We start from the raw sequence: 19,564 nt of genomic DNA, 5'->3' as shown, positions 1-19,564 counted from the left end.
GTTGTCACATGGACATAGTAGGACCGGTCGCGCGCAAACGGCCTGCCGTCCGATTGGAGTTAAGTCATGAAATTCTTTGTCGATACCGCCGACGTTGCTGAAATCACCGAACTCAATGAGGCCGGCCTGGTCGATGGCGTGACGACCAACCCCTCACTGATCGCCAAGTCCGGCCGCGACTTCATCGAGGTGACGAAGGAAATCTGCGCGCTGGTGGATGGTCCCGTGAGTGCTGAAGTTACGGCTATGGATACTGACGGGATGATCACTGAGGGACGTAAGCTGGCAGCGCTGGCCGACAATGTTGTGGTCAAGCTGCCGCTGACCTTCGACGGCCTGAAAGCCTGCCGGGCGCTGACGGATGACGGCATCAAGACCAATGTCACTCTGTGCTTTTCGGCCAATCAGGGCCTGCTCGCTGCCAAGGCCGGCGCGACCTATATCTCGCCCTTCATCGGCCGCCTGGACGATTTGGGTGTTGATGGCATGGAGCTGATCGAGAACCTGCGGATCATCTACGACAATTACGGCTTCGAGACGGAAATCCTGGCCGCCTCGATCCGCTCGGCCGATCATGTCCAGCAGTGCGCGCTTGCTGGCGCCGACGTGGCCACCGTGCCGCCGGCGGTGCTCAAGGGGCTGGTCAAGCACAAGCTCACCGATGCAGGGCTCGAAGCCTTCCTGGCAGACTGGAAAAAGACCGGTCAGAGCATTCTCTGACCGGTTTTCCGGCCGTCAGCTTTCCCTGCATTGCGCGTCCGGATCCCCGGCGAAGCCGGTATTGAGCGCATCGATGGAAACGGGATCGATGTGCATCGCGACGACCTGTGTCGTCCCCCTGAACGTCGGCGCATACGGCATCGAGGAACTCGGCGATGTATTTTGTGCCGCCGGGCCTGCCACAGCGGCGGCTTGACGCATTACGACTTGGCGTTGCTCGTGGAGGCTGATCGTCCGGATTGGCGATTTCTTTTAAAAATTGCTTGGGAATCAAACGCGAGGCCTGCATAGTCTGGCGCGTGGACCGGTGAATATCGGCGGGCAATCCCTCGCACCGAGTCGCGGCAAGACCGTGTAGCAGTTCCATTTCGACGCACGCGACAAATTGCCATAGAGTTTTTGGGGGATAGTGCGCTAAACCGGGCTCGATAACAGCCAATCCGGGGGCGCATAAATGTCTACGCCGCAAGTGCTGCGACGCGCAGGGGCCGATCCTTCCACTGCCGTCGTCCTTCTCATCACCTTCCTGGGGGCGCTCTGGTCGCTGTTCGCAGCGGCCTACGCACCCGAGGCCGCGATGCGCGGCCAGGCCTGGCTTCTGCTGGGCGGGTTCCTGACGGGTATCATCCTGATCGTCGGGACCATTGCCAATGGCGGCGTCGTCAATGACGAACGCGAATACAACGAGAACCTGGTCAAGGCCGGTGCCATTGCCACCATGTTCTGGGGCATTGCCGGGCTTCTGGTCGGCGTGGTCATCGCCTTCCAGCTGGCTTTTCCGGTGCTCAATATCGAGCAATTCGGCTTCACCAGTTTCGGTCGCCTGCGCCCGCTGCACACTTCGGCGGTGATCTTTGCCTTCGGCGGCAATGCGCTGCTGGCGACGTCCTTCTACGTCGTGCAGCGTACCTGCCGGACGCGGATCGCCGGCGGTATCTGGCCGTGGTTCGTGTTCTGGGGCTACCAGCTCTTCATCGTCATGGCCGCAACCGGCTATGTGATCGGCATCACCCAGTCCAAGGAATATGCCGAGCCGGAATGGTATACCGACCTGTGGCTGACCATCGTCTGGGTGGCCTATCTGCTGGTCTTCCTCGGCACGCTGTGGAAGCGCAAGGAGCCGCACATCTATGTGGCGAACTGGTTCTACCTCGCTTTCATCGTCACGATCGCCGTGCTGCACGTGGTCAACAATCTGGCCATGCCGGTCAGCTTCTTCGGCGCGCGCAGCTACTCGCTCTTTGCCGGTGTGCAGGACGCGCTGACACAGTGGTGGTACGGCCACAACGCGGTGGGCTTCTTCCTGACGGCCGGCTTCTTGGGGATCATGTACTACTTCATCCCCAAACGCGTTCAGCGCCCGGTCTATTCCTACCGCCTGTCGATCATCCACTTCTGGTCGCTGATCTTCATCTACATCTGGGCCGGTCCGCACCACCTGCACTACACGGCCCTGCCGGAATGGGCGCAGACGCTGGGCATGACCTTCTCGGTGATGCTGTGGATGCCGTCCTGGGGTGGCATGATCAACGGCCTGATGACCCTGTCGGGCGCCTGGGACAAGCTGCGCACCGACCCGGTCGTGCGGATGCTGGTCCTGTCGGTCGCCTTCTACGGCATGTCGACCTTCGAGGGACCGGTGATGTCGGTCCGCGCCGTCAACGCGCTCTCGCACTACACCGACTGGACCGTCGGCCACGTGCACTCCGGTGCACTGGGCTGGGTCGGCTTCATCTCCTTCGGGGCCGTCTACTGCTTGGTTCCCTGGTTGTGGAAGCGCAAGGGCATGCATTCCAAGGCGCTGATCGACTGGCACTTCTGGATCGCGACCTTCGGCATCCTGCTCTACATCACCTCGATGTGGGTCGCGGGCATCATGCAGGGTCTGATGTGGCGGGCCTATAACGAGCTCGGCTTCCTGGAATTCTCCTTCGTGGAGACCGTGGAGGCGATGCACATCTCCTACATCATCCGGGCCGTCGGCGGTCTGCTCTACCTGAGCGGCGCGATCATCATGGCCTACAACATGTACCGCACGATCAAGGGCGACGTGAAAGAGGAAGACGAGAATGTCATTCCTCAGTCCGCCGCCGTTCCGGCCGAATAGGGGCCTGTCATGTCAGAACAAAAGAAAAGCCGCTGGAGCAAGCTCCACAACAAGCTCTTCGAGCAGAACTCGCTCCTCCTGACCGTTGGCATCCTGGTCACGGTCTCGATCGGCGGGATCGTGGAAATCGCACCGCTCTTCTACCTCGACTCGACCATCGAAGAGGTGGAAGGCGTGCGCCCTTACACGCCGCTGGAACAGCTGGGCCGGGACATCTACATCCGCGAGGGTTGCTACAACTGCCACTCGCAGATGGTCCGCCCGCTGCGCGACGAGGTGGAGCGCTACGGCCACTACTCGCTGGCGGCCGAGAGCATGTACGACCACCCCTTCCAGTGGGGCTCGAAGCGGACGGGGCCGGACCTCGCCCGTGTCGGGGGCAAGTATTCGGATGAATGGCATCGCGACCACCTGCGCAACCCGCAATCAGTGGTGCCGGAGTCGATCATGCCGGACTACCCCTTCCTGGAAACCTCCGAGCTGGACTACGACAATGTGGCGGCCAATCTGCGGGCGCTGCGCCGCGTGGGTGTGCCCTACACCGACGAGATGATCGAGACCGCCGTGTCCGACATCACGACCCAGCTGGATCCCTACGCCGCCGATTATGACGGCTTCCAGGAACGCTATCCGAATGCGGTGATGCGCGATTTTGACGGCGACCCCTCGCAGGTCACCGAGCTCGATGCGCTCGTCGCCTATCTGCAGGTGCTCGGCACCATGGTGGACTTCTCCACCTATGAGGCCGAAGCCGACGAAAACCTGAGGTAGGGCGATGCACGAGACACTTTCCAACTTCGCCCAGACAGGGGGGCTGCTGATCTTCGTCCTCCTGTTCGCCGGGGTGCTCGCCTACGCGCTGTGGCCGCGTAACCAGGCGAAATTCGACGCCGCCGCGCGCACGCCGCTGGAAGAAACCGACAAGCCGGAAACGGCCGATCACAATAAGGACGAGACCCATGTCCGAGCATGATCAAGAACGCGAAAGAGACGCCCATTCGGGTACCGCGACGACCGGTCACGAATGGGATGGTATCAAGGAACTGGACACGCCGTTGCCGCGCTGGTGGCTGTGGGTCTTCTACGCCAGCATCGCCTGGTCCGTGGTCTACATGATCTTCATGCCGGCCTGGCCGGCCCTGCCGGGACTGGCTGGTGAGACCGACCACACCCGCGGCCTTCGTGACCACTCCGAGCGGGCCAATGTCGCCCAGGCCATTGAGGAGCTGCACGCCAGCCGGGCCAGCGGGTTCGCGGCTCTCGAGGGGGCTTCGATCGATCAGATCGAGAACGATCCCCAACTGCTCGGCTTTGTCCGCGCGGCGGGCGAGGCGGCTTTCGGCGACAATTGCGCGACCTGTCACGGGTCGGGCGCCCAGGGGGCCATCGGCTACCCCAACCTGAATGACGACGTCTGGCTGTGGGGCGGGACCTATGAGGATATCCGCACCACGCTGCGCTACGGCATCCGGAGCGAACATCCCGATACCCGTTTCTCGCAGATGCCGTCCTTCGGCCGCGACGAACTGCTCACCGGCAGCGAGATCGCCGATGTGGCCGACTATGTCCTGTCGATGTCCGGCCGTGCCGGGGATGTGAGTGCCGAGGCGCTCGCCCGCGGGCAGGAGACCTATGACATCCAGTGTGCGTCCTGTCACATGCCTGACGGTACGGGCGACCGCATGCAGGGGGCTCCGAACCTGACCGATCAGGACTGGCTCTATGGTTCGAGCCGCGAGCAGGTGATCAACATCATCCATCGCGGTCCCTATGGCGTGATGCCGGCCTGGGAAGGCCGTCTGAACGAAGCCACGATCGATGCGCTGGCCGCCTATGTCTATCTGCTCGGCGGCGGTGAGGAAGCAGAGGGTGCGGCGAACGGTCCCACGGGGCGCTAGGTCGCATACACCAACCAGAGGAACCGGGATAAAGCGCCGTCATGAGTGACAAGAACACACGCGCCATGGCGGCGCCCGGTATCCGCAAGTCAAAGGCCGAAGCGGTCAACGCAGCGGACACGCGCGAACTCTACAAAAAGCGCGAACCCATCTACCCCAAGCTGGCGCACGGCAAGTTCCGGACCGTCAAATGGGTGGTGATGGCGGTGACGCTCGGCATCTACTACCTCGTTCCCTTCCTGCGCTGGGACCGGGGGCCGGACGCACCGGACCAGGCTGTCCTGGTCGATTTTGCCGGCCGGCGTTTCTACTTCTTCTTCATCGAGATCTGGCCGCAGGAAGTCTACTATATCACCGGCCTGCTGATCCTCGCGGCGCTGGCGCTGTTCCTGGCAACAGCGCTTTTCGGCCGGGTCTGGTGCGGCTATGCCTGCCCGCAGACCGTCTGGACCGACCTGTTCATCTGGGTCGAGCGCGCTTTTGAAGGCGACCGCAATGCCCGGATCAAGCTGGACCGGTCGCCGATGTCCTTCGACAAGGCCTGGCGCAAGATCGGCAAGCACACGGTCTGGCTCGTCATCGCACTGGCGACCGGCGGCGCCTGGATCCTGTATTTCCACGACGCCTATGACGTGATCGGGAATTTCTTCACCGGCCAGGCCGAACCGTCTTCCTATCTGTTTGCCGGTATTCTCACCTTCACCACCTACACGCTCGCCGGCACGATGCGTGAGCAGGTGTGCACCTATATGTGCCCATGGCCGCGCATTCAGGCGGCCATGACGGACCGGGATGCCCTGAACGTGACCTACCGGGTCGACCGGGGCGAACCGCGCGGTCCGCACAAGAAGAATGAAAGCTGGGACGGCCGCGGCGACTGTATCGACTGCAAGCAGTGCGTGGCGGTGTGCCCGATGGGGATCGACATTCGCGATGGCGCCCAGCTGGAGTGTATCCAGTGCGCGCTTTGCATCGATGCCTGTGACGACATCATGAGAAAGGTGGATCGTCCGACCGGCCTTATCACCTACGAGACGGACGACAATGTCGACCGTTTTCAGAGAGGCGAGAAAGCCGTCTACAAGTTCATCCGCCCGCGTACGGTCGTCTACGGCGTGGCCTTCGCCATCGTTGCGGCGATCATGCTGGCAGCCCTGCTCAACCGGTCGGAACTCGAGCTCAACTCGCAGCGCGACCGCAACCCGAACTTCGTGATCCTGTCGGATGGTGCGGTGCGAAACGGCTATAATCTCAAGGTCGTCAACAAGGCCAACGAGCCGCGCACTCTCACCCTGTCGATTGAAGGCGATCCGCAGATCGAAACGCGGCTTCTGGGCGCCGCAGATGACGCCCCCATGCAGCTGAGAGTGGATGCCGACCGGACCCAGGACTTCGTGATATATCTCACCCTGCCGGCCAGTGCGATCGACGGCGCACGCGAGACCTTCAATTTCCGTGTCACCGACACGCGGACCGGCGAGACCGCGACCACCCCGTCAATGATCGTGACCGGAGCCGAGTGATGAAGTCGTTTCTCAACCCCGTGCGGGGCTGGCATGTCCTGGTTCTCATTGTACTGTTTTTCAGCGTCACGATCGGGGTGAACGCCACTTTCATCACCCTCGCCATGCGCACGCATCCCGGCGAAGACGTCCCGCGCTCCTACTATCAGGGCCTCAATTACAACGAGACGCTGGCCCGCCGCCACGAACAGGCCGAGCTGGGCTGGTCGGCCCGGGTCAATGTGGTCGACGGCGAGCTGCTGGTCGAGGTCAGTGACGCCGATGGCGCGCCCGTGCCGGGGCTCCAGCTGACCGGCGCCATGAACCATCCCACGAACACGTCGCGTGACTGTCCGCTCGAGTTTCTGGAAGGCCGCGCCGGCCTCTATCGCGCCGCACTGCCGTGTACCGAGACCGGGCAATGGCATCTGCGCGCGCACAACAATGGCGACGCGCCGTTCGAAATGGAGCACGCGCTTTGGCTGCGCTAGACACGGCCCATTTTTCAGAACCTGTCAGCCAGGTCGATCCGCAGGCCTTTGTCCGCCTTGCTGACGGACAATGCCATCTTGACCTGCTGGTGCGCGGCGCTGTCTGCGCCGGCTGTATCTCGCGCATCGAGTCGGGCCTGCTCGAGGACGACCGCGTCGAACGCGCCCGGCTCAACCTGTCGACCGGCCGCCTTCGTCTGAGCTGGCGGGGCGATGCGGCGCTGGCATCGACCTATGTCAGCCGGCTGGGCCGGCTGGGTTATCCCGCCACGCCCTACGAGCCGGAAGCGGAAGCCGACCCCCAGAAGGAAGAAGAGCGCAAGCTGCTTCGTGCGATGGCCGTCGCCGGCTTTGCCATGGCGAATGTCATGCTGCTGTCGATCTCGGTCTGGGCCGGCGGCATGGAAATGACCGAGGCGACCCAGGCACTGATGCACCGGATATCGGCGCTGATCGTGTTGCCGGCGGTCGCCTATGCAGGCCAGCCCTTCTTCCGCTCGGCAATCACGGCGCTGCGCAACAGGCACGTTAATATGGACGTGCCGATCTCGCTCGCGGTGATCCTGGCTTGTGGCCTGTCGATCTGGGAAACCTTCTACGGGCATGGCGACACGTATTTCGACGCCGCGGCGATGCTGCTCTTCTTCCTGCTGATCGGGCGGTTTCTCGACATGCGTCTGCGGGCCAAGGCCGGGGAAGCGGCTCGCGGCCTGGCGGCGATGCAGGCTGCGACCGCCAACCGGCTTCGGGCAGACGGACGGATCGAGGCGATCCCGGCCCGCGAGGTGAAGGCCGGCGACCGGCTGGTCCTGGCCGCAGGCGACCGGGTGCCGGTGGATGCCGTGATCCGCGAAGGGCAGGGCGCGCTGGACGGTTCCCTTGTGACTGGCGAGACAGCTCCCGTTGCGGCAAAGCCGGGCATCGAAGTCTTTTCCGGCATGCTGAACCTGGATGGCAAGCTGGTGCTGGAAGCGACGGCCGACCGCGACAATTCCCTGCTCGCCGAGATCACACGTCTCGTCGAGGCGGGCGAGCAAAGCCGGTCGCGCTATGTGCGTCTCGCCGACCGTGCAGCGAAACTCTATGTACCGGTGGTTCATTCGCTCGCGGCGCTGACGCTGCTGGGCTGGCTCGTCATCGGGCAGAGCCCGCATCTGGCGATCATTCACGCGATTGCGGTCCTGATCATCACCTGTCCCTGTGCGCTCGGACTGGCGGTTCCCGCCGTCCAGGTGGTCGCATCCGGCCGTCTTTATCGCGAAGGCGTGCTGGTGAAATCGGGCGACGCCATGGAGCGTCTGGCCGGGATCGATACCGTCGTGTTCGACAAGACGGGTACGCTGACCGAAGGTCGGCCGCGCCTGATCAATCGGGACGAGATTCCCGATTCGGCGTTCGAGATGGCTGCACGGCTCGCCCGGACCAGCCGTCACCCCCTGTCCCGTGCCGTTGCCGATGCCGCAGGCATGGGGATCGCAGCGTCCGAAGCGCGCGAGATTTCCGGCGGCGGCATCGAGGCCGTCGAGGATGGTATGACGATCCGCTTCGGTTCGGCCCGCTGGCTGGGCATCGACGCGGCGAGCGATCCGCACAGCGAAGTCTGGCTCAAGGCCGGTGATGAGGCCCCCGTCCGCTTCCGCTTTGAAGACCGGCTGCGCGCAGACGCTGCCGAGACGGTCGCGGCACTGCGTGATCGCGGTAGCCGGGTTGAGCTTCTTTCGGGAGATCGCAGTGGCCCGGTCGCAGCCGTTGCGGCCGAGTTGGGACTGGATGCCTGGCAGGCCGAGCTGAAACCGCAGGACAAGATCGCGCGTCTGGAAGCGCTCAAGGCCGAGGGACGCCGCGTCGCCATGATCGGCGACGGGATCAATGATGCGCCGGCGCTCGCTGCGGCAGACGTGTCTGTCTCACTGGCATCGGCAGCGGAGATTTCACAGGCCGCAGCCGATTTCGTGCTGCAGGGTGATCGCCTGGCGGCGGCCATCGTGGCCTATGATGTGTCGTGCGGTGCCAAACGGCGGGTGCTGGAGAATTTCGGTCTGGCCGCGGTCTACAACATGATCGCCGTGCCGCTTGCGGTGGCCGGTCTGGTCACGCCGCTGATCGCCGCCATCGCCATGTCGGCGTCCTCGGTCCTGGTCACACTCAATGCGCTGAGGCTCGCTCGCTGATGTCCGTTCTGATCTGGCTGATACCTGTCGCCATTGCCATGGGCGGTCTGGGTCTTCTGGCTTTCATGTGGAGCCTGAAGTCCGGCCAGTTCGAGGATCTGGACGGTGCCGCAGAGCGCATCCTGATGGATGACGACAAGCCGATCGTACCGAAAGGCTATGCCGAGGGCGAGGCGGAGGACGACGCTGACGGCGCCGCTTCCGGCGAGAAATCCCGGTAGGCATGCCAGGTCGCCAGCGCGACCCACGGGAAGGTCACTGCGAGCCCGATCAGGAAGACCGCTGATCCCGCCGCCATCATGAAGGCAATCAGCCAGGCCCAGGTCAGCATCACGAAGGGCTGTCCGATCACGGCCTTGAAGCTCGCGACGAGTGCGGTCACCGCGTCCACATCCTGATCGACCAGCATCGGGAAGGCGAGGGCGGACATCGAAAAGGCGACGGCTGCCAGGATGGCGCCGATGGCGGTGCCGATGACCATCAGGCTCAGCCCGGCCGGATCGCTCAGCGCATATTCCAGGAAGGGACCCGGCACCAGTGGGGTATCGGGTGCGAGAGCGACGAGCAGGAATTGTGCGATCCGGACCCAGAGCAGGAAGAGCATCAGGAGCAGCAGGCTGAGGAAACCGATCTGTGACAGTCGCGAGGGGAAGCGCGAGATGATGAAACGGAAGCGGGGCTTTTCACCACGCTCGATCGCGCGGGGCACCTGGTAGATACCGATCGCGAGCGCGGGGGCAACGAGGGCGAAACCGCTGAGCGCAACCGGGACAGCGGACGCAAAGCCTATAGCGTTCAATCCCAGCACGATCAGGGCGCCCGCACCGACAAAGATCAGGCCGTAGCCGACCGTCACCCGCGGCGCGCGCACGATGTCTTGCCATCCGGCCTTCAGCCAGGCCCAGGGTGCGTCCCGGCGCACGTGCTTGAGATGAACCATGGTGTCCTCCCTCGGAAATTCTATGCTGGGTATCGTCAGCTGTTTTGCGGCATTACGCCACACTTTATTTGTGGGCTTGTCCAGTCGAAGACAGCGCCAGGGAGTATGGCATGGCACCGGCCGGATTGTCAGAACTGAGCCTTCTGGGCGGAATGCTCGCCGGATTCGCGTCCAGCCTGCACTGTGTCGGCATGTGCGGCGGCATCGCGGCGAGCCTGTCTGTTTCGCTCGGCGGGGATGCAGTCCAAAGCCGCGCTCGGGCACTCATGCTCACACAGACCGGCCGCATCGTGGCCTATGTCGCCGCCGGAGCAGTCCTCGCAGCGCTCGGCTCACAGGCCTATTTCGCCTTCGATCGTGCCGAGGCACACCTGATCCTGCGCTGGCTGGCGGCGGCCATGCTGGTCTATATCGGGCTGTCGGTCGCGGGCTGGGCGCCTTCGCTGGCCGGTGTCGACCGTCTCGGTGCGCGCCTTTTGACCTGGATGAGGGCGCCGTTTGCGGGAGCCCTGTCGCTGGCCAGCCCGCTGCTGGCCGGTTTTCTCTGGGGCTTCCTGCCGTGCGGCATGGTCTACGCCACGCTGTTCTACGCCATGCTATCCGGTTCGGCCACGACCGGCGCGCTGATCATGCTTGGATTTGGTCTGGGAACACTGCCAGCCGTCACAGCAGCGGCGTTCGGCGTAAGCGGATTGCTGTCGGCGGCGCGCACACCCCGGGTCCGGATCGCAGTCGGGCTGGCGATCGTGGGGATCGGCGTGGCGTCGGCCGCACTGCCCTGGCGCACGATTGCTGCATTCTGCGGCATCGAACTCGCCTGACGGGAGAAAACGCGCCGAATGCCCATTTCGCCGGTGCGTTTTTCTTAACAAAGTATTATGGTTCGGCGCCAATGGGATAGGAGTTCAGCGATGTCGCTGTGGCACAGTCGAATCCTCGCGCTGGCACTGGCGCTGGGGGCCGTTGCGTGTACCGGTCCGTCTGACGAGACGGTCGAATCAACCGGGCCCCGACTGGAACGACGATCTGCCGACGCGCCCCGTGCCGAGCCCGAGGCACCAGCGAATTTCGCATTCCTGCGCTATGCGATTAGCGTCGATGGCGATACGCCGGAGGTCTGCCTCGGCTTTACGCATCCGCTCGATCCCGACGCCGACTACGAACCCTATGTCGCCGTGACGCCGCAGCGCCCGATCGCCTTGTCGGCATCGGGGCGCTCGCTGTGTGTCGGCGGTCTGACTTTCGGTGATGGCCAGAGCCTGACGCTGCGCGAGGGCCTGCCGGCTGCGAATGGCGATGCCCTGCTGGCGGACGAAACCGTCGAGATCGATTTCGGTGACCGCCCGGCCTTTGTCGGTATTGCCGGCGACGGCGTGATTCTGCCCCGCCGTGACGCCGATGGTCTGGCCATCGAGACGGTGAATGTCGATGCGGTCCAGCTGGAGGTTTGGCGGATCACCGACCGGGCGCTGGCCTTCCGCTCGATCACGACCGGCTTCAACGCGGCCCAGGGTGAATACAACTGGGTTCCCGAAGAGGAGAGCCCGCACGCGGTCGGCGAACAGATCTGGCAGGGCCGCATGGAAACCGCCGGCGCGCCGAATACGCCGGTGACGACTGTTTTCCCGATCGCCGAAGCCATCGGAACCCTCTCGCCCGGCGCCTACTTCGTTTCGGTACGCGAAGACAGCGAAGCGGCTGACGACGACGTTCCGGCCCGCGCCGAACGTTGGCTGGTGATCACGGATTTGGCCCTCACAGCCTATCGCGGTGCGGATGGGATCGATTTCGTGGTGCGCTCGCTGCAGACCGCGATGCCGGAGGCCGGTGTCGAGGTGCAGCTTATCGCACGCTCCAACGAGATCCTTGCCACGGCCATGACGGATTCGAACGGCCGTGCGCGCTTTGACGGGCCGCTGACGCGAGGCGAGGGTGCCATGGCACCGCGTCTCCTGACCGCTTATGGCCGCAATAATGACTTCGCCGTGCTCGACTTCCAGCGCAATCCGGTCGACCTGTCCGGTCAGGATATCGGCGGCCGCCAACGTCCTGACGGTGCAGACGGATATATCTGGCTCGACCGGGGTATCTACCGGCCGGGCGAAACGGTTCATGCCGGTGCGATGGTGCGCGATGCCGAAGCCGTGGCTATATCGGACCGGCCCGTCACGCTGACGGTCTACGGGCCGAACGGGATCGAAGCCGCCGTGTCGCGCTTTGAAGGCCTGCCGCAGGCCGGATCGGTATTCTGGGATTATGAATTGCCCGTTGCCGCCGCGCGCGGTGAATGGCGCATCGTGGCGACGATGGACGGGTATGGCGATGTCGGCTCGACCCGGTTCTCGGTCGAGGATTTCGTGCCGCAACGCATCGCCCTGGAACTCGATGCCGACGACGAAACGCCGATCCTGCTGGGCGGCAAGCGTGAAATCGCCACCAATGTCCGCTTTCTCTATGGTGCGCCGGGGGCGGGACTGCCGGTCGAGGGCCGTCTGCGGATCGAGACCGACCCGCGTCCCTTCGCCGACTATCCCGGGTTCAGTTTCGGCCGCCATGACGAGCCTTTCCGCGACCGTACCGAGGATCTGCCTGGCACGGTGGCCGACGGGGCCGGTGCCGCGACCCTGACCGTCAGTGCGGGCGAGATCGGTGCCGATGCCACCCAGCCACTGCGCATCCGCGCCGTCGTCTCCGCCATCGAGCCCGGCGGCCGGGCCGTCGCCGACGATGTCCGCATTCCCTACCGTCCTGCGCCGCTCTATCTCGGCCTGAAGCCGCAATTCGAAGGCCGCGCCGAGCGCAATCGCGAGAGCGCTTTCGACGTGGTCGCGGTCGATGCCGGTGGTGCGCCGGTCGCGGTGGATGTCGAATGGCAATTGATGCGGATCGACTGGGATTATGACTGGTACCGCACCGATGGCGAACGCTGGCGCTGGCGCCGTACCCGCCATGTGGTGCCTATCGAGGAGGGGGTGCTGTCGCTGGACGGCGAGGGCGCCGATCCCCTGTCCCTGCGCGCGCTTGACTGGGGCGACTACCAGCTTGTCGTGACCGATCCCCAAAGCGGCATGTCTGCCAGCGCCCAGTTCTGGGTCGGCTGGGGCGGGACGTCCGAGCCAGGCGTCGAGGCGCCGGACCGCGTGGCTTTGTCCGGCCCTGAAGAGCCTGTCTCTGTTGGCGGCACCGCAACCGTATCTATTCGTCCGCCCTATCCCGGCGAGGCCGAGGTGGTGATTGCCAGCGACCGCGTGCTGGAAACCCGTTCGGTCAGCATTCCCGAAGGCGGTGTCGAACTGTCCTTCAATGTCACCGAGGATTGGGGCGCCGGCGCCTACGCCATGGTGTCGGTCTACACGCCGCGCGACCCGGTCGACCGGCCGGCCCCGCGCCGGGCTGTCGGCGTGGTTCATCTGCCGGTCGACATGTCGGACCGGACGCTGGAGATCGATTTCAACGCGCCCGAGCGCATTCATCCGCGCCAGACCGTCGAGCTGGAACTGGCAATCGAGGGGCCGGTGCGCAGCGGTGCCTACGTGTCCGTGGCGGCGGTCGATGAGGGCATTCTCGCCCTGACCCGTTTCGCGTCGCCCGATCCGCAGGCCTGGTATTTCGGCAAGACGGCGCTCGATGTCGATCTGCACGATGATTATGGCCGCCTGCTCGATCCGAACCAGGGCGCCGCGGCGCCCGTTCGCCAGGGCGGTGACCAGATCGGCGGTGCCGGTCTGACCGTCGTGCCGACGCAGACCGTGGCGCTGTTCACCGGACCGGTTGAAGTGGACCGCAATGGCCGGGCGACCGTGTCCTTCGACGTGCCCGACTTCAATGGCGAGCTGCGCCTCATGGCGGTCGCCTGGAGTGGCCGTGCCGTCGGTCAGGCGGCCCAGCCCCTGACCGTGCGCGACGATGTGCCGGCTGAACTGATCCTGCCGCGCTTCCTCGCACCGGGCGATCAGTCGACGGCCACGCTGACGATTGACAATATCGATGGCGCGCCGGGCGCCTATGCCGTGGCGATGGACGCCGAAGCGCCGGTCAGCATGTCGGCCACCGACACGATCGAGCTCGCCGCCGGCCAGCGTGTCGATCGCCGCTACGGGCTTTCATCCGACGATGCCGGTGTGGGCTCGGTGGGGCTGTCAGTCGACGGACCGGACGACTTCGCCGTCGCGCGCAGCTATCCGATCGAGGTGCGCTGGGCCTGGCTGCCGTCTTCCAGCGTCCGGCGCGGACGCGTCATGCCGGGCGATAGCTGGCGCCTGTCGAGCGATGTCTTGGCGGGCTACCTGCCGGGCACGTCAGATGTGACGGTGAGCTTCTCGCCGACACCGCTGGACGAGGCGGCGCTGCTGACGGCCCTCAGCCGCTATCCCTATGGGTGTACCGAGCAGATCACCAGCCGGGCGCTGCCGTTGCTCTACGCCGATCCTCTCGCCAGCGCTGCGGGTGAAGATCCGGTCGAGGGTGCACGGGCACGCGTGCAGGAGGCCATCGCAACGCTGCTGTCCCGTCAGTCGGCCGATGGTGCCATCGGTCTGTGGCGTATCGGCGATCGTGGCCTGCGGCCGTGGATCGGCGCCTACGCCACCGACTTCCTGGCCCGTGCCCAAGAGGCCGGCTACACCGTGCCGGATGCGGCGCTGGAGCGGGCCTATACCGGCCTTGAGCATATTGCCTCCGGCGAGATGTGGCGGGTCAACGGCTATGACACCGAGATCCATCGCTGGCGCGGTCAGACCGACACGCCCGAGCGTCTCAATGACCGTTCCGCGGCCTATGCGCTCTACGTTCTGGCCCGCGCCGGACGGGTCGATCGTTCGCGCCTGCGCTACATGCATGACGAGCGCCTGGAGGCGATCGAAAGCCCGCTGGCCCGGGCACAGATCGGTGCAGCGCTTTATCTCATCGGCGATCAATCCCGCGCCGTGAACGCTTTCGATGCGGCCGAGGCGGCGCTGGGCTTTGAAAACCCCGGCAATTACTACATGTCGCCGCGTCGTGACCTGGCCGGTGTTCTGGCGCTCGCCGCCGAAGCCGGCCAGCATGAGCGTGTTGCTCGCCTGGCCGAGCGTGTCGGTCAGGACCTGCCGGAACCGGCCCGTCTCAACACACAGGAGAAGGCCTTCCTGCTTCTCGCTGCGAATGCGCTTCGCGATGGCGGCGAGGAGATCGCCGTCGAAACGGCCGTCGAGGCCGACGGCCCGCTGCGCTACCGGCTGGAAGCCGGCGAGATCGGCGAGGGGGTCGAGTTCCGCATGACCGGCGATGCGCCAGCGTGGGTGACCCAGATCGCTCACGGTCAGACGGTCGAGGCGCCGGATGTCGATGCCCAGGGCCTGGTGATCCAGAAGCGGGTTCGCCGCCTGGATGGTTCCGAGGCCGACCTTGAGAACCTGGTCCAGGGCGACCGCCTGATTATCGATCTTGTTGTCGCGCCGCGCGAGGAACGCCTGATCCCGGCGATCGTGGAAGATCTCCTGCCGCCCGGTTTCGAGATTGAAGCGGTCGTGCGGCCCGAGGATGCCGGCAATACCGGCGTCTATTCCTGGCTCGACAATATCCGCACACCGCGCGTGGCCGAAGCGCGTGACGACCGCTTCGTGGCGGCGCTAGATCTGCGCAACCGGCGGGCCGAGCGTATCGCCTATGTCGTGCGCGCCGTGACGCCGGGCAGTTACACACTGCCCGGGGCCGTGGTTGAGGACATGTACCGGCCGGATACGTTCGCGCGCAGTGCGACCGGGCGTATCGTGATCGCACCGCGAGGCTGATGCCGTGCTGGGACTGCCGCGGATATACTGGGCCGGGGTGATCGCCCTGACCCTGTTTGCGGCGGTTCTCGCGGCCGACCATGCCCTGCCGCCGCCTGTCGAGGCAGGGCATGTCGTCTCCACCGTGGTTCGGGACAGGGACGGGCAGGTGTTGCGGGCCTTCCCGGTCGCCGATGGCCGCTGGCGGCTTGAAGCCGATCTGGACGGCATCGACCCGAACTTTGTCGAGGCCCTGCTGGCGTATGAGGATGCGCGCTTCTACCAGCATTCCGGTGTCGATCCGCTGGCGCTGGTGCGCGCGGCGCGGGACAGCGCCCTGGCCGGCCGTATCGTCTCTGGTGGCTCTACCCTGACCATGCAGCTTGCCCGTCTGATCGAGCCGCGCGAGCGGACGGTGGGCGCGAAGGTCATCCAGATCCTGCGGGCCTGGCAGCTGGAACTGCGCTACTCCAAACGCGAGATCCTCGAACTCTATCTCACCCTGGCGCCTTATGGCGGCAATCTGGAAGGTGTCCGGGCCGCCAGCTGGGCCTATTTCGGGCGCGAGCCCGACGCGCTGACCATCGAGCAGATCGCCTTGCTGATCGCCTTGCCGCAATCGCCGGAAGCGCGGCGTCCGGATCGGCGTCCCGACAATGCGGTGCTGGCGCGCGGACGCGTGCTGGACCGTCTGGCCGAAGTGGGGCTGGCGCGTGCGGATGCGTCTGCCGATGCCGCTTTCGATCCGGCACCGGGGCGCCAGGATTTCCCGGCCGATGCCTGGCATGCGGCCGATGCCCTGCGCCGGGCGGCCGGGCCCGGGGAGGCGGATATCGTCTCCACCCTCGACAGTCATCTCCAGACGATGCTGCAGGACGAGCTGGCACTGGCGGCCCGGGAAACCGGGCCGGATGTACAGTTTGCCGCCATGCTGGTGGAAACGCAGACACGGGCTGTGCGGGCGATGGCGGGATCGGCCAGCCGGGCGCGTCCCGGCGGCTGGATCGACCTGACAGACCGGCCGCGTTCACCCGGCTCGACACTGAAACCCTTCATCTATGGCATGGCGTTCGATGACGGTCTGGCCGCCGGAGGGACACGCATTTCCGACCTGCCGCGCCGGTTTGCCGGCTACCGGCCGGACAATTTCGACCGCCGTTTCCGCGGCGATGTCACGATCGCGGAGGCCTTGCAGCACTCGCTGAATGTTCCGGCGGTCACGGCGTTGGACGGGGTGGGAGCACGCCGCTTCAATGCCGCACTGACTTTTGCCGGCGCCCATCCGGAACGGCCGCGCACGGCAGGAGCCGACAGCGGGCTTGCCGTGGCTCTGGGCGGTGCCGGGCTGACCCTGCGCCAGCTGGCCGTGCTCTATGCAGCGCTGGGCGATGAGGGCGTGGCGCGTCCATTGCGCTGGCGCGAAGACGATCCGGCCGCAGAAGACGGCTATGCCGTGCTGGGCGCGGAATCGGCGGCGGAAGTGCTTGATATCCTTCGCCGGGCACCGCATCCGGGTGGACGCATGCCGGCCTCGCTGGCGCGCGGGGCGCCGGACATCGCCTTCAAGACGGGCACATCCTACGGCTTCCGCGATGCCTGGGCGGCCGGCGTGACCGGGCGCTATACCCTGGTGGTCTGGACCGGTCGCGCCGACGGTGCGCCGCGGGAGGGGATTACCGGCCGTGACGGCGCCCTGCCGCTGCTGTTCCGCCTGGCAGACGGGCTGGAGCGGATCGAGCCGGGCTCTGTCTCGCGGGCGGAAGACCGGGCGCCTGTGCAGGACGTTCCGGGCACGATGGCGCAGTACCGCACCGACCCGGCGCCGCACATCCTCTTCCCGCCGGACGGGGCTGAGGTCTGGTCGGAAGGCGAGGGGCGCGGCTTTGTCCTGGCAGCCCAGGCGAGCGGCGCGCTGGACTGGTATGCCGATGGCGAACCGGTCGACCGTAATGCGCTGGGCGAACCGGTCTGGGTGCCGCCGGGGCCGGGCTTCTATGCCGTTACGGCCGTTGATGAATCCGGCCGGATGGCGCAGTCCCGGGTGCGTATCCGCACGGGCGGCTGAGCAGCCCCGGAGCGTCTTCAGGCTTGCGCCGGGCGGTGCGAATGGCAAAGCTGAAACCAACTGATTTGGGGAGATTTCAACATGCTGCGATCTGTTCTGCCGGCGGCCTCTGCCGCGGCCCTTCTGACCCTGTCTCCGGCCCTGGCGGAGGACGGAAACTGGGCGCTTGTCGTGCATGGCGGGGCCGGTGTGATCGAGCGTGACAGCATGACGCCGGAGACCGATGCCGCCTATCGCGCAGCCATGCATGCGGCGCTGGAGCGTGGCGAGGCGGTGCTGTCGCAGGGCGGCAGTGCGCTCGATGCGATCGAGGCGGTGATCCACGGTCTCGAGGACGATCCCATGTTCAATGCCGGGCGGGGAGCCGTGTTCACGGCGGCCGGCCGTAACGAGCTCGATGCCTCGATCATGGACGGGGCGACCCTTGAAGCGGGAGCCGTCGCAGGTGTCACACAGGTGCGACATCCGATCACCCTTGCACGCACAGTGATGCAACATTCGCGTCACGTCATGTTGCAAAGCGAGGGCGCGGAGACGTTCGCGCGGGAGCAGGGGCTGGAAATGGTCGAGCCGGCCTGGTTTTTCACCGAACGCCGCTGGGCAGCGCTGGAACGGTCGCTCGGCCGCGACGGTCTGGAGATTCCGCCGCGTCCGGACGGCGCACCGGATCCGGAACCGGTCCAGGAGGGCCTGCTCGAGCGTGACGCGCTGGAACACCGTTTCGGCACGGTCGGTGTGGTGGCGCTGGACGAGGCCGGCAATATCGCGGCGGGCACGTCGACAGGCGGCACGACGGCGAAGCGCTGGGGCCGGGTCGGCGACAGCCCGATCATCGGCGCGGGCACCTATGCCAATAATGACAGCTGCGGCGTCTCGGCGACGGGCACGGGCGAGTATTTCATCCGCCTCACCGTGGCCAGCCGCATCTGTGCGCTGGTCGAGATGCAGGGCCTCACCCTGCAGGCGGCCTCCGACCAGGTGATCCAGCAAGAGCTGACGGATCTGGGCGGCGATGGCGGCATTATCGCGCTGACGGCTGAGGGCGATATCGCCTGGAGTTTCAACACGCCGGGCATGTACCGCGCCCGCCTGACCGAAGGCGGCGAGCCGGTGGTGGCGATCTACGGCGACGAGGAATGACGGTGACGGACGGCAGCGCCGCGCCGCAGATCACGGTCAACCGGCTCTTCGCCACCCCGCTGATCGAGGTGCGCCTGCCCGGTGCCGACCGGCTCGTCTCGGAGCTGAAGCAGGCGATCCTGGCACGCCGGGCCGCCTCGCCGGGCGTGCGGCGCTCGAACATTCATGGCTGGCATTCCGACATCGAGATGCTGGACTGGGGCGGCGAGGCCGCGATCGCGCTGGCGCGGGAGACGATGCAGGTCTGCGGCCGTTTCACCTCGGACGTGAATGCCGCCAAAGGCCGTTCGCGCTATGAAATGGGCATGGAGATGTGGGCGAATGTCTCGCCCGCCGGCGCGTCCAACCAGATGCATTCCCATCCCGGCTCCTTCTGGTCGGCCAGCTTCTATGTCGACGATGGCGGCGATGGCGAGGACGGTTTCTTCGTCGCCCAGGATCCGCGCTTCCCGATGATCCGCATGGTCGCCCCCGACCTCGTCTTCACCGACGAGACCGGCGAAAAGCAGATGTCCCAGTTCCGCGTCCGTCCCGAGCCCGGCAAGCTGGTCATCTTCCCCTCCTGGCTCATGCACGCCGTCCGCCCCCACAAGGGCCCGGGAGAACGGATCTCCGTGGCGATGAATGTGCTGGCCCTGCCGGCAGGGGCGCCGCCGGAGGGGTAGGGGGCTGGATAATCCTGGAAGCGGACATTGGGTACAGCAGGCATTCTCCCGCCCGCAGTCACGCTCTATCTTGTTGAAACTGATAAAAATGCCCACCACCCCAGATGGTGCTCTG

The 19,564-nt window shown here is 65.6% G+C and carries 16 protein-coding genes; 14 read left to right on the top strand and 2 right to left on the bottom strand.

Features of this window, described 5'->3' with window-relative positions:
• Positions 1–66: 66 nt before the first annotated feature.
• Positions 67–720, top strand: a complete 654-nt coding sequence (gene fsa / locus JJ918_RS05825) for a fructose-6-phosphate aldolase (RefSeq protein ID WP_291884492.1) — start codon at positions 67–69, stop codon at positions 718–720.
• 15 nt (positions 721–735) lie between these two features.
• On the opposite strand, the gene JJ918_RS05820 is transcribed toward fsa, so the two are convergent.
• Entirely contained in the window at positions 736–861 is a 126-nt protein-coding gene (locus JJ918_RS05820) for a hypothetical protein (RefSeq protein ID WP_291884489.1), read from the bottom strand.
• Positions 862–1,174: 313 nt separating this feature from the next.
• On the opposite strand from JJ918_RS05820, the gene ccoN reads away from it, so the two are divergent.
• The 8 genes from ccoN to ccoS are packed head-to-tail and all read left to right on the top strand — an operon-like array spanning position 1,175 to position 9,110.
• The gene (gene ccoN, locus JJ918_RS05815) at positions 1,175–2,827 is read left to right on the top strand and encodes a cytochrome-c oxidase, cbb3-type subunit I (RefSeq protein ID WP_291884487.1); all 1,653 of its coding nucleotides are present in this window, start codon (positions 1,175–1,177) and stop codon (positions 2,825–2,827) included.
• A gap of 9 nt (positions 2,828–2,836) precedes the next feature.
• Positions 2,837–3,598 (top strand): cytochrome-c oxidase, cbb3-type subunit II, encoded by a 762-nt coding sequence (ccoO, locus tag JJ918_RS05810; RefSeq protein WP_291884484.1) that lies wholly within the window; start codon positions 2,837–2,839, stop codon positions 3,596–3,598.
• 4 nt (positions 3,599–3,602) lie between these two features.
• On the top strand, positions 3,603–3,800 hold the full coding sequence (locus tag JJ918_RS05805; protein ID WP_271187793.1) for a cbb3-type cytochrome c oxidase subunit 3: 198 nt from the start codon (positions 3,603–3,605) through the stop codon (positions 3,798–3,800).
• The gene (gene ccoP / locus JJ918_RS05800) at positions 3,787–4,725 is read left to right on the top strand and encodes a cytochrome-c oxidase, cbb3-type subunit III (protein WP_291884481.1); all 939 of its coding nucleotides are present in this window, start codon (positions 3,787–3,789) and stop codon (positions 4,723–4,725) included. The genes JJ918_RS05805 and ccoP overlap by 14 nt, the downstream gene beginning before the upstream one ends.
• 41 nt (positions 4,726–4,766) lie before the next feature.
• Positions 4,767–6,248: a cytochrome c oxidase accessory protein CcoG gene (ccoG, locus tag JJ918_RS05795; protein WP_291884478.1), complete on the top strand. Its 1,482-nt coding sequence runs from the start codon at positions 4,767–4,769 to the stop codon at positions 6,246–6,248.
• A complete protein-coding gene (locus tag JJ918_RS05790; RefSeq protein ID WP_291884475.1) occupies positions 6,248–6,718 on the top strand; it encodes a FixH family protein in 471 nt (156 codons plus the stop codon). Before ccoG ends, JJ918_RS05790 begins: the two co-directional genes overlap by 1 nt.
• A complete protein-coding gene (locus JJ918_RS05785; RefSeq protein WP_291884472.1) occupies positions 6,706–8,889 on the top strand; it encodes a copper-translocating P-type ATPase in 2,184 nt (727 codons plus the stop codon). The genes JJ918_RS05790 and JJ918_RS05785 overlap by 13 nt, the downstream gene beginning before the upstream one ends.
• Entirely contained in the window at positions 8,889–9,110 is a 222-nt protein-coding gene (ccoS, locus tag JJ918_RS05780) for a cbb3-type cytochrome oxidase assembly protein CcoS (protein ID WP_271187788.1), read from the top strand. The genes JJ918_RS05785 and ccoS overlap by 1 nt, the downstream gene beginning before the upstream one ends.
• On the opposite strand, the gene JJ918_RS05775 is transcribed toward ccoS, so the two are convergent.
• Entirely contained in the window at positions 9,047–9,829 is a 783-nt protein-coding gene (locus JJ918_RS05775; protein ID WP_291884467.1) for a DUF2189 domain-containing protein, read from the bottom strand. The two genes, ccoS and JJ918_RS05775, sit on opposite strands and share 64 nt — an antisense overlap.
• Before the next feature lie 110 nt (positions 9,830–9,939).
• On the opposite strand from JJ918_RS05775, the gene JJ918_RS05770 reads away from it, so the two are divergent.
• From JJ918_RS05770 to JJ918_RS05750, 5 genes are all read left to right on the top strand, one after another.
• The gene (locus JJ918_RS05770; protein ID WP_291884463.1) at positions 9,940–10,650 is read left to right on the top strand and encodes a sulfite exporter TauE/SafE family protein; all 711 of its coding nucleotides are present in this window, start codon (positions 9,940–9,942) and stop codon (positions 10,648–10,650) included.
• Between the two features lie 90 nt (positions 10,651–10,740).
• On the top strand, positions 10,741–15,600 hold the full coding sequence (locus JJ918_RS05765) for an alpha-2-macroglobulin (protein ID WP_291884460.1): 4,860 nt from the start codon (positions 10,741–10,743) through the stop codon (positions 15,598–15,600).
• Positions 15,601–15,604: 4 nt separating this feature from the next.
• Positions 15,605–17,644, top strand: a complete 2,040-nt coding sequence (gene pbpC / locus JJ918_RS05760) for a penicillin-binding protein 1C (RefSeq protein ID WP_291884458.1) — start codon at positions 15,605–15,607, stop codon at positions 17,642–17,644.
• A gap of 81 nt (positions 17,645–17,725) precedes the next feature.
• Positions 17,726–18,784 carry an isoaspartyl peptidase/L-asparaginase family protein gene (locus JJ918_RS05755; protein ID WP_291884455.1) on the top strand — a complete coding sequence of 353 codons (1,059 nt, stop codon included), beginning with the start codon at positions 17,726–17,728 and terminating at the stop codon, positions 18,782–18,784.
• Positions 18,781–19,449 carry a TIGR02466 family protein gene (locus tag JJ918_RS05750; protein WP_291884451.1) on the top strand — a complete coding sequence of 223 codons (669 nt, stop codon included), beginning with the start codon at positions 18,781–18,783 and terminating at the stop codon, positions 19,447–19,449. The genes JJ918_RS05755 and JJ918_RS05750 overlap by 4 nt, the downstream gene beginning before the upstream one ends.
• The last annotated feature ends 115 nt before the right edge of the window (positions 19,450–19,564 follow it).

Source organism: Maricaulis sp. (assembly GCF_017642925.1).
Taxonomy (GTDB): domain Bacteria; phylum Pseudomonadota; class Alphaproteobacteria; order Caulobacterales; family Maricaulaceae; genus Maricaulis.
Note: the sequence above shows the minus strand (reverse complement) of the source record. Positions and strands in the feature narration are given on the sequence as shown.

What these genes read in the sequence shown, in the direction of transcription:
- JJ918_RS05750 (WP_291884451.1), top strand. Translation starts at nt 18,781, where the DNA reads ATGACGGTGACGGACGGCAGCGCCGCGCCGCAGATCACGGTCAACCGG.
- JJ918_RS05805 (WP_271187793.1), top strand. Translation starts at nt 3,603, where the DNA reads ATGCACGAGACACTTTCCAACTTCGCCCAGACAGGGGGGCTGCTGATC.
- JJ918_RS05820 (WP_291884489.1), bottom strand. Translation starts at nt 861, where the DNA reads ATGCCGTATGCGCCGACGTTCAGGGGGACGACACAGGTCGTCGCGATG.
- ccoS (WP_271187788.1), top strand. Translation starts at nt 8,889, where the DNA reads ATGTCCGTTCTGATCTGGCTGATACCTGTCGCCATTGCCATGGGCGGT.
- ccoO (WP_291884484.1), top strand. Translation starts at nt 2,837, where the DNA reads ATGTCAGAACAAAAGAAAAGCCGCTGGAGCAAGCTCCACAACAAGCTC.
- JJ918_RS05765 (WP_291884460.1), top strand. Translation starts at nt 10,741, where the DNA reads ATGTCGCTGTGGCACAGTCGAATCCTCGCGCTGGCACTGGCGCTGGGG.
- JJ918_RS05755 (WP_291884455.1), top strand. Translation starts at nt 17,726, where the DNA reads ATGCTGCGATCTGTTCTGCCGGCGGCCTCTGCCGCGGCCCTTCTGACC.
- JJ918_RS05790 (WP_291884475.1), top strand. Translation starts at nt 6,248, where the DNA reads ATGAAGTCGTTTCTCAACCCCGTGCGGGGCTGGCATGTCCTGGTTCTC.
- ccoG (WP_291884478.1), top strand. Translation starts at nt 4,767, where the DNA reads ATGAGTGACAAGAACACACGCGCCATGGCGGCGCCCGGTATCCGCAAG.
- fsa (WP_291884492.1), top strand. Translation starts at nt 67, where the DNA reads ATGAAATTCTTTGTCGATACCGCCGACGTTGCTGAAATCACCGAACTC.
- JJ918_RS05775 (WP_291884467.1), bottom strand. Translation starts at nt 9,829, where the DNA reads ATGGTTCATCTCAAGCACGTGCGCCGGGACGCACCCTGGGCCTGGCTG.
- JJ918_RS05770 (WP_291884463.1), top strand. Translation starts at nt 9,940, where the DNA reads ATGGCACCGGCCGGATTGTCAGAACTGAGCCTTCTGGGCGGAATGCTC.
- ccoP (WP_291884481.1), top strand. Translation starts at nt 3,787, where the DNA reads ATGTCCGAGCATGATCAAGAACGCGAAAGAGACGCCCATTCGGGTACC.
- ccoN (WP_291884487.1), top strand. Translation starts at nt 1,175, where the DNA reads ATGTCTACGCCGCAAGTGCTGCGACGCGCAGGGGCCGATCCTTCCACT.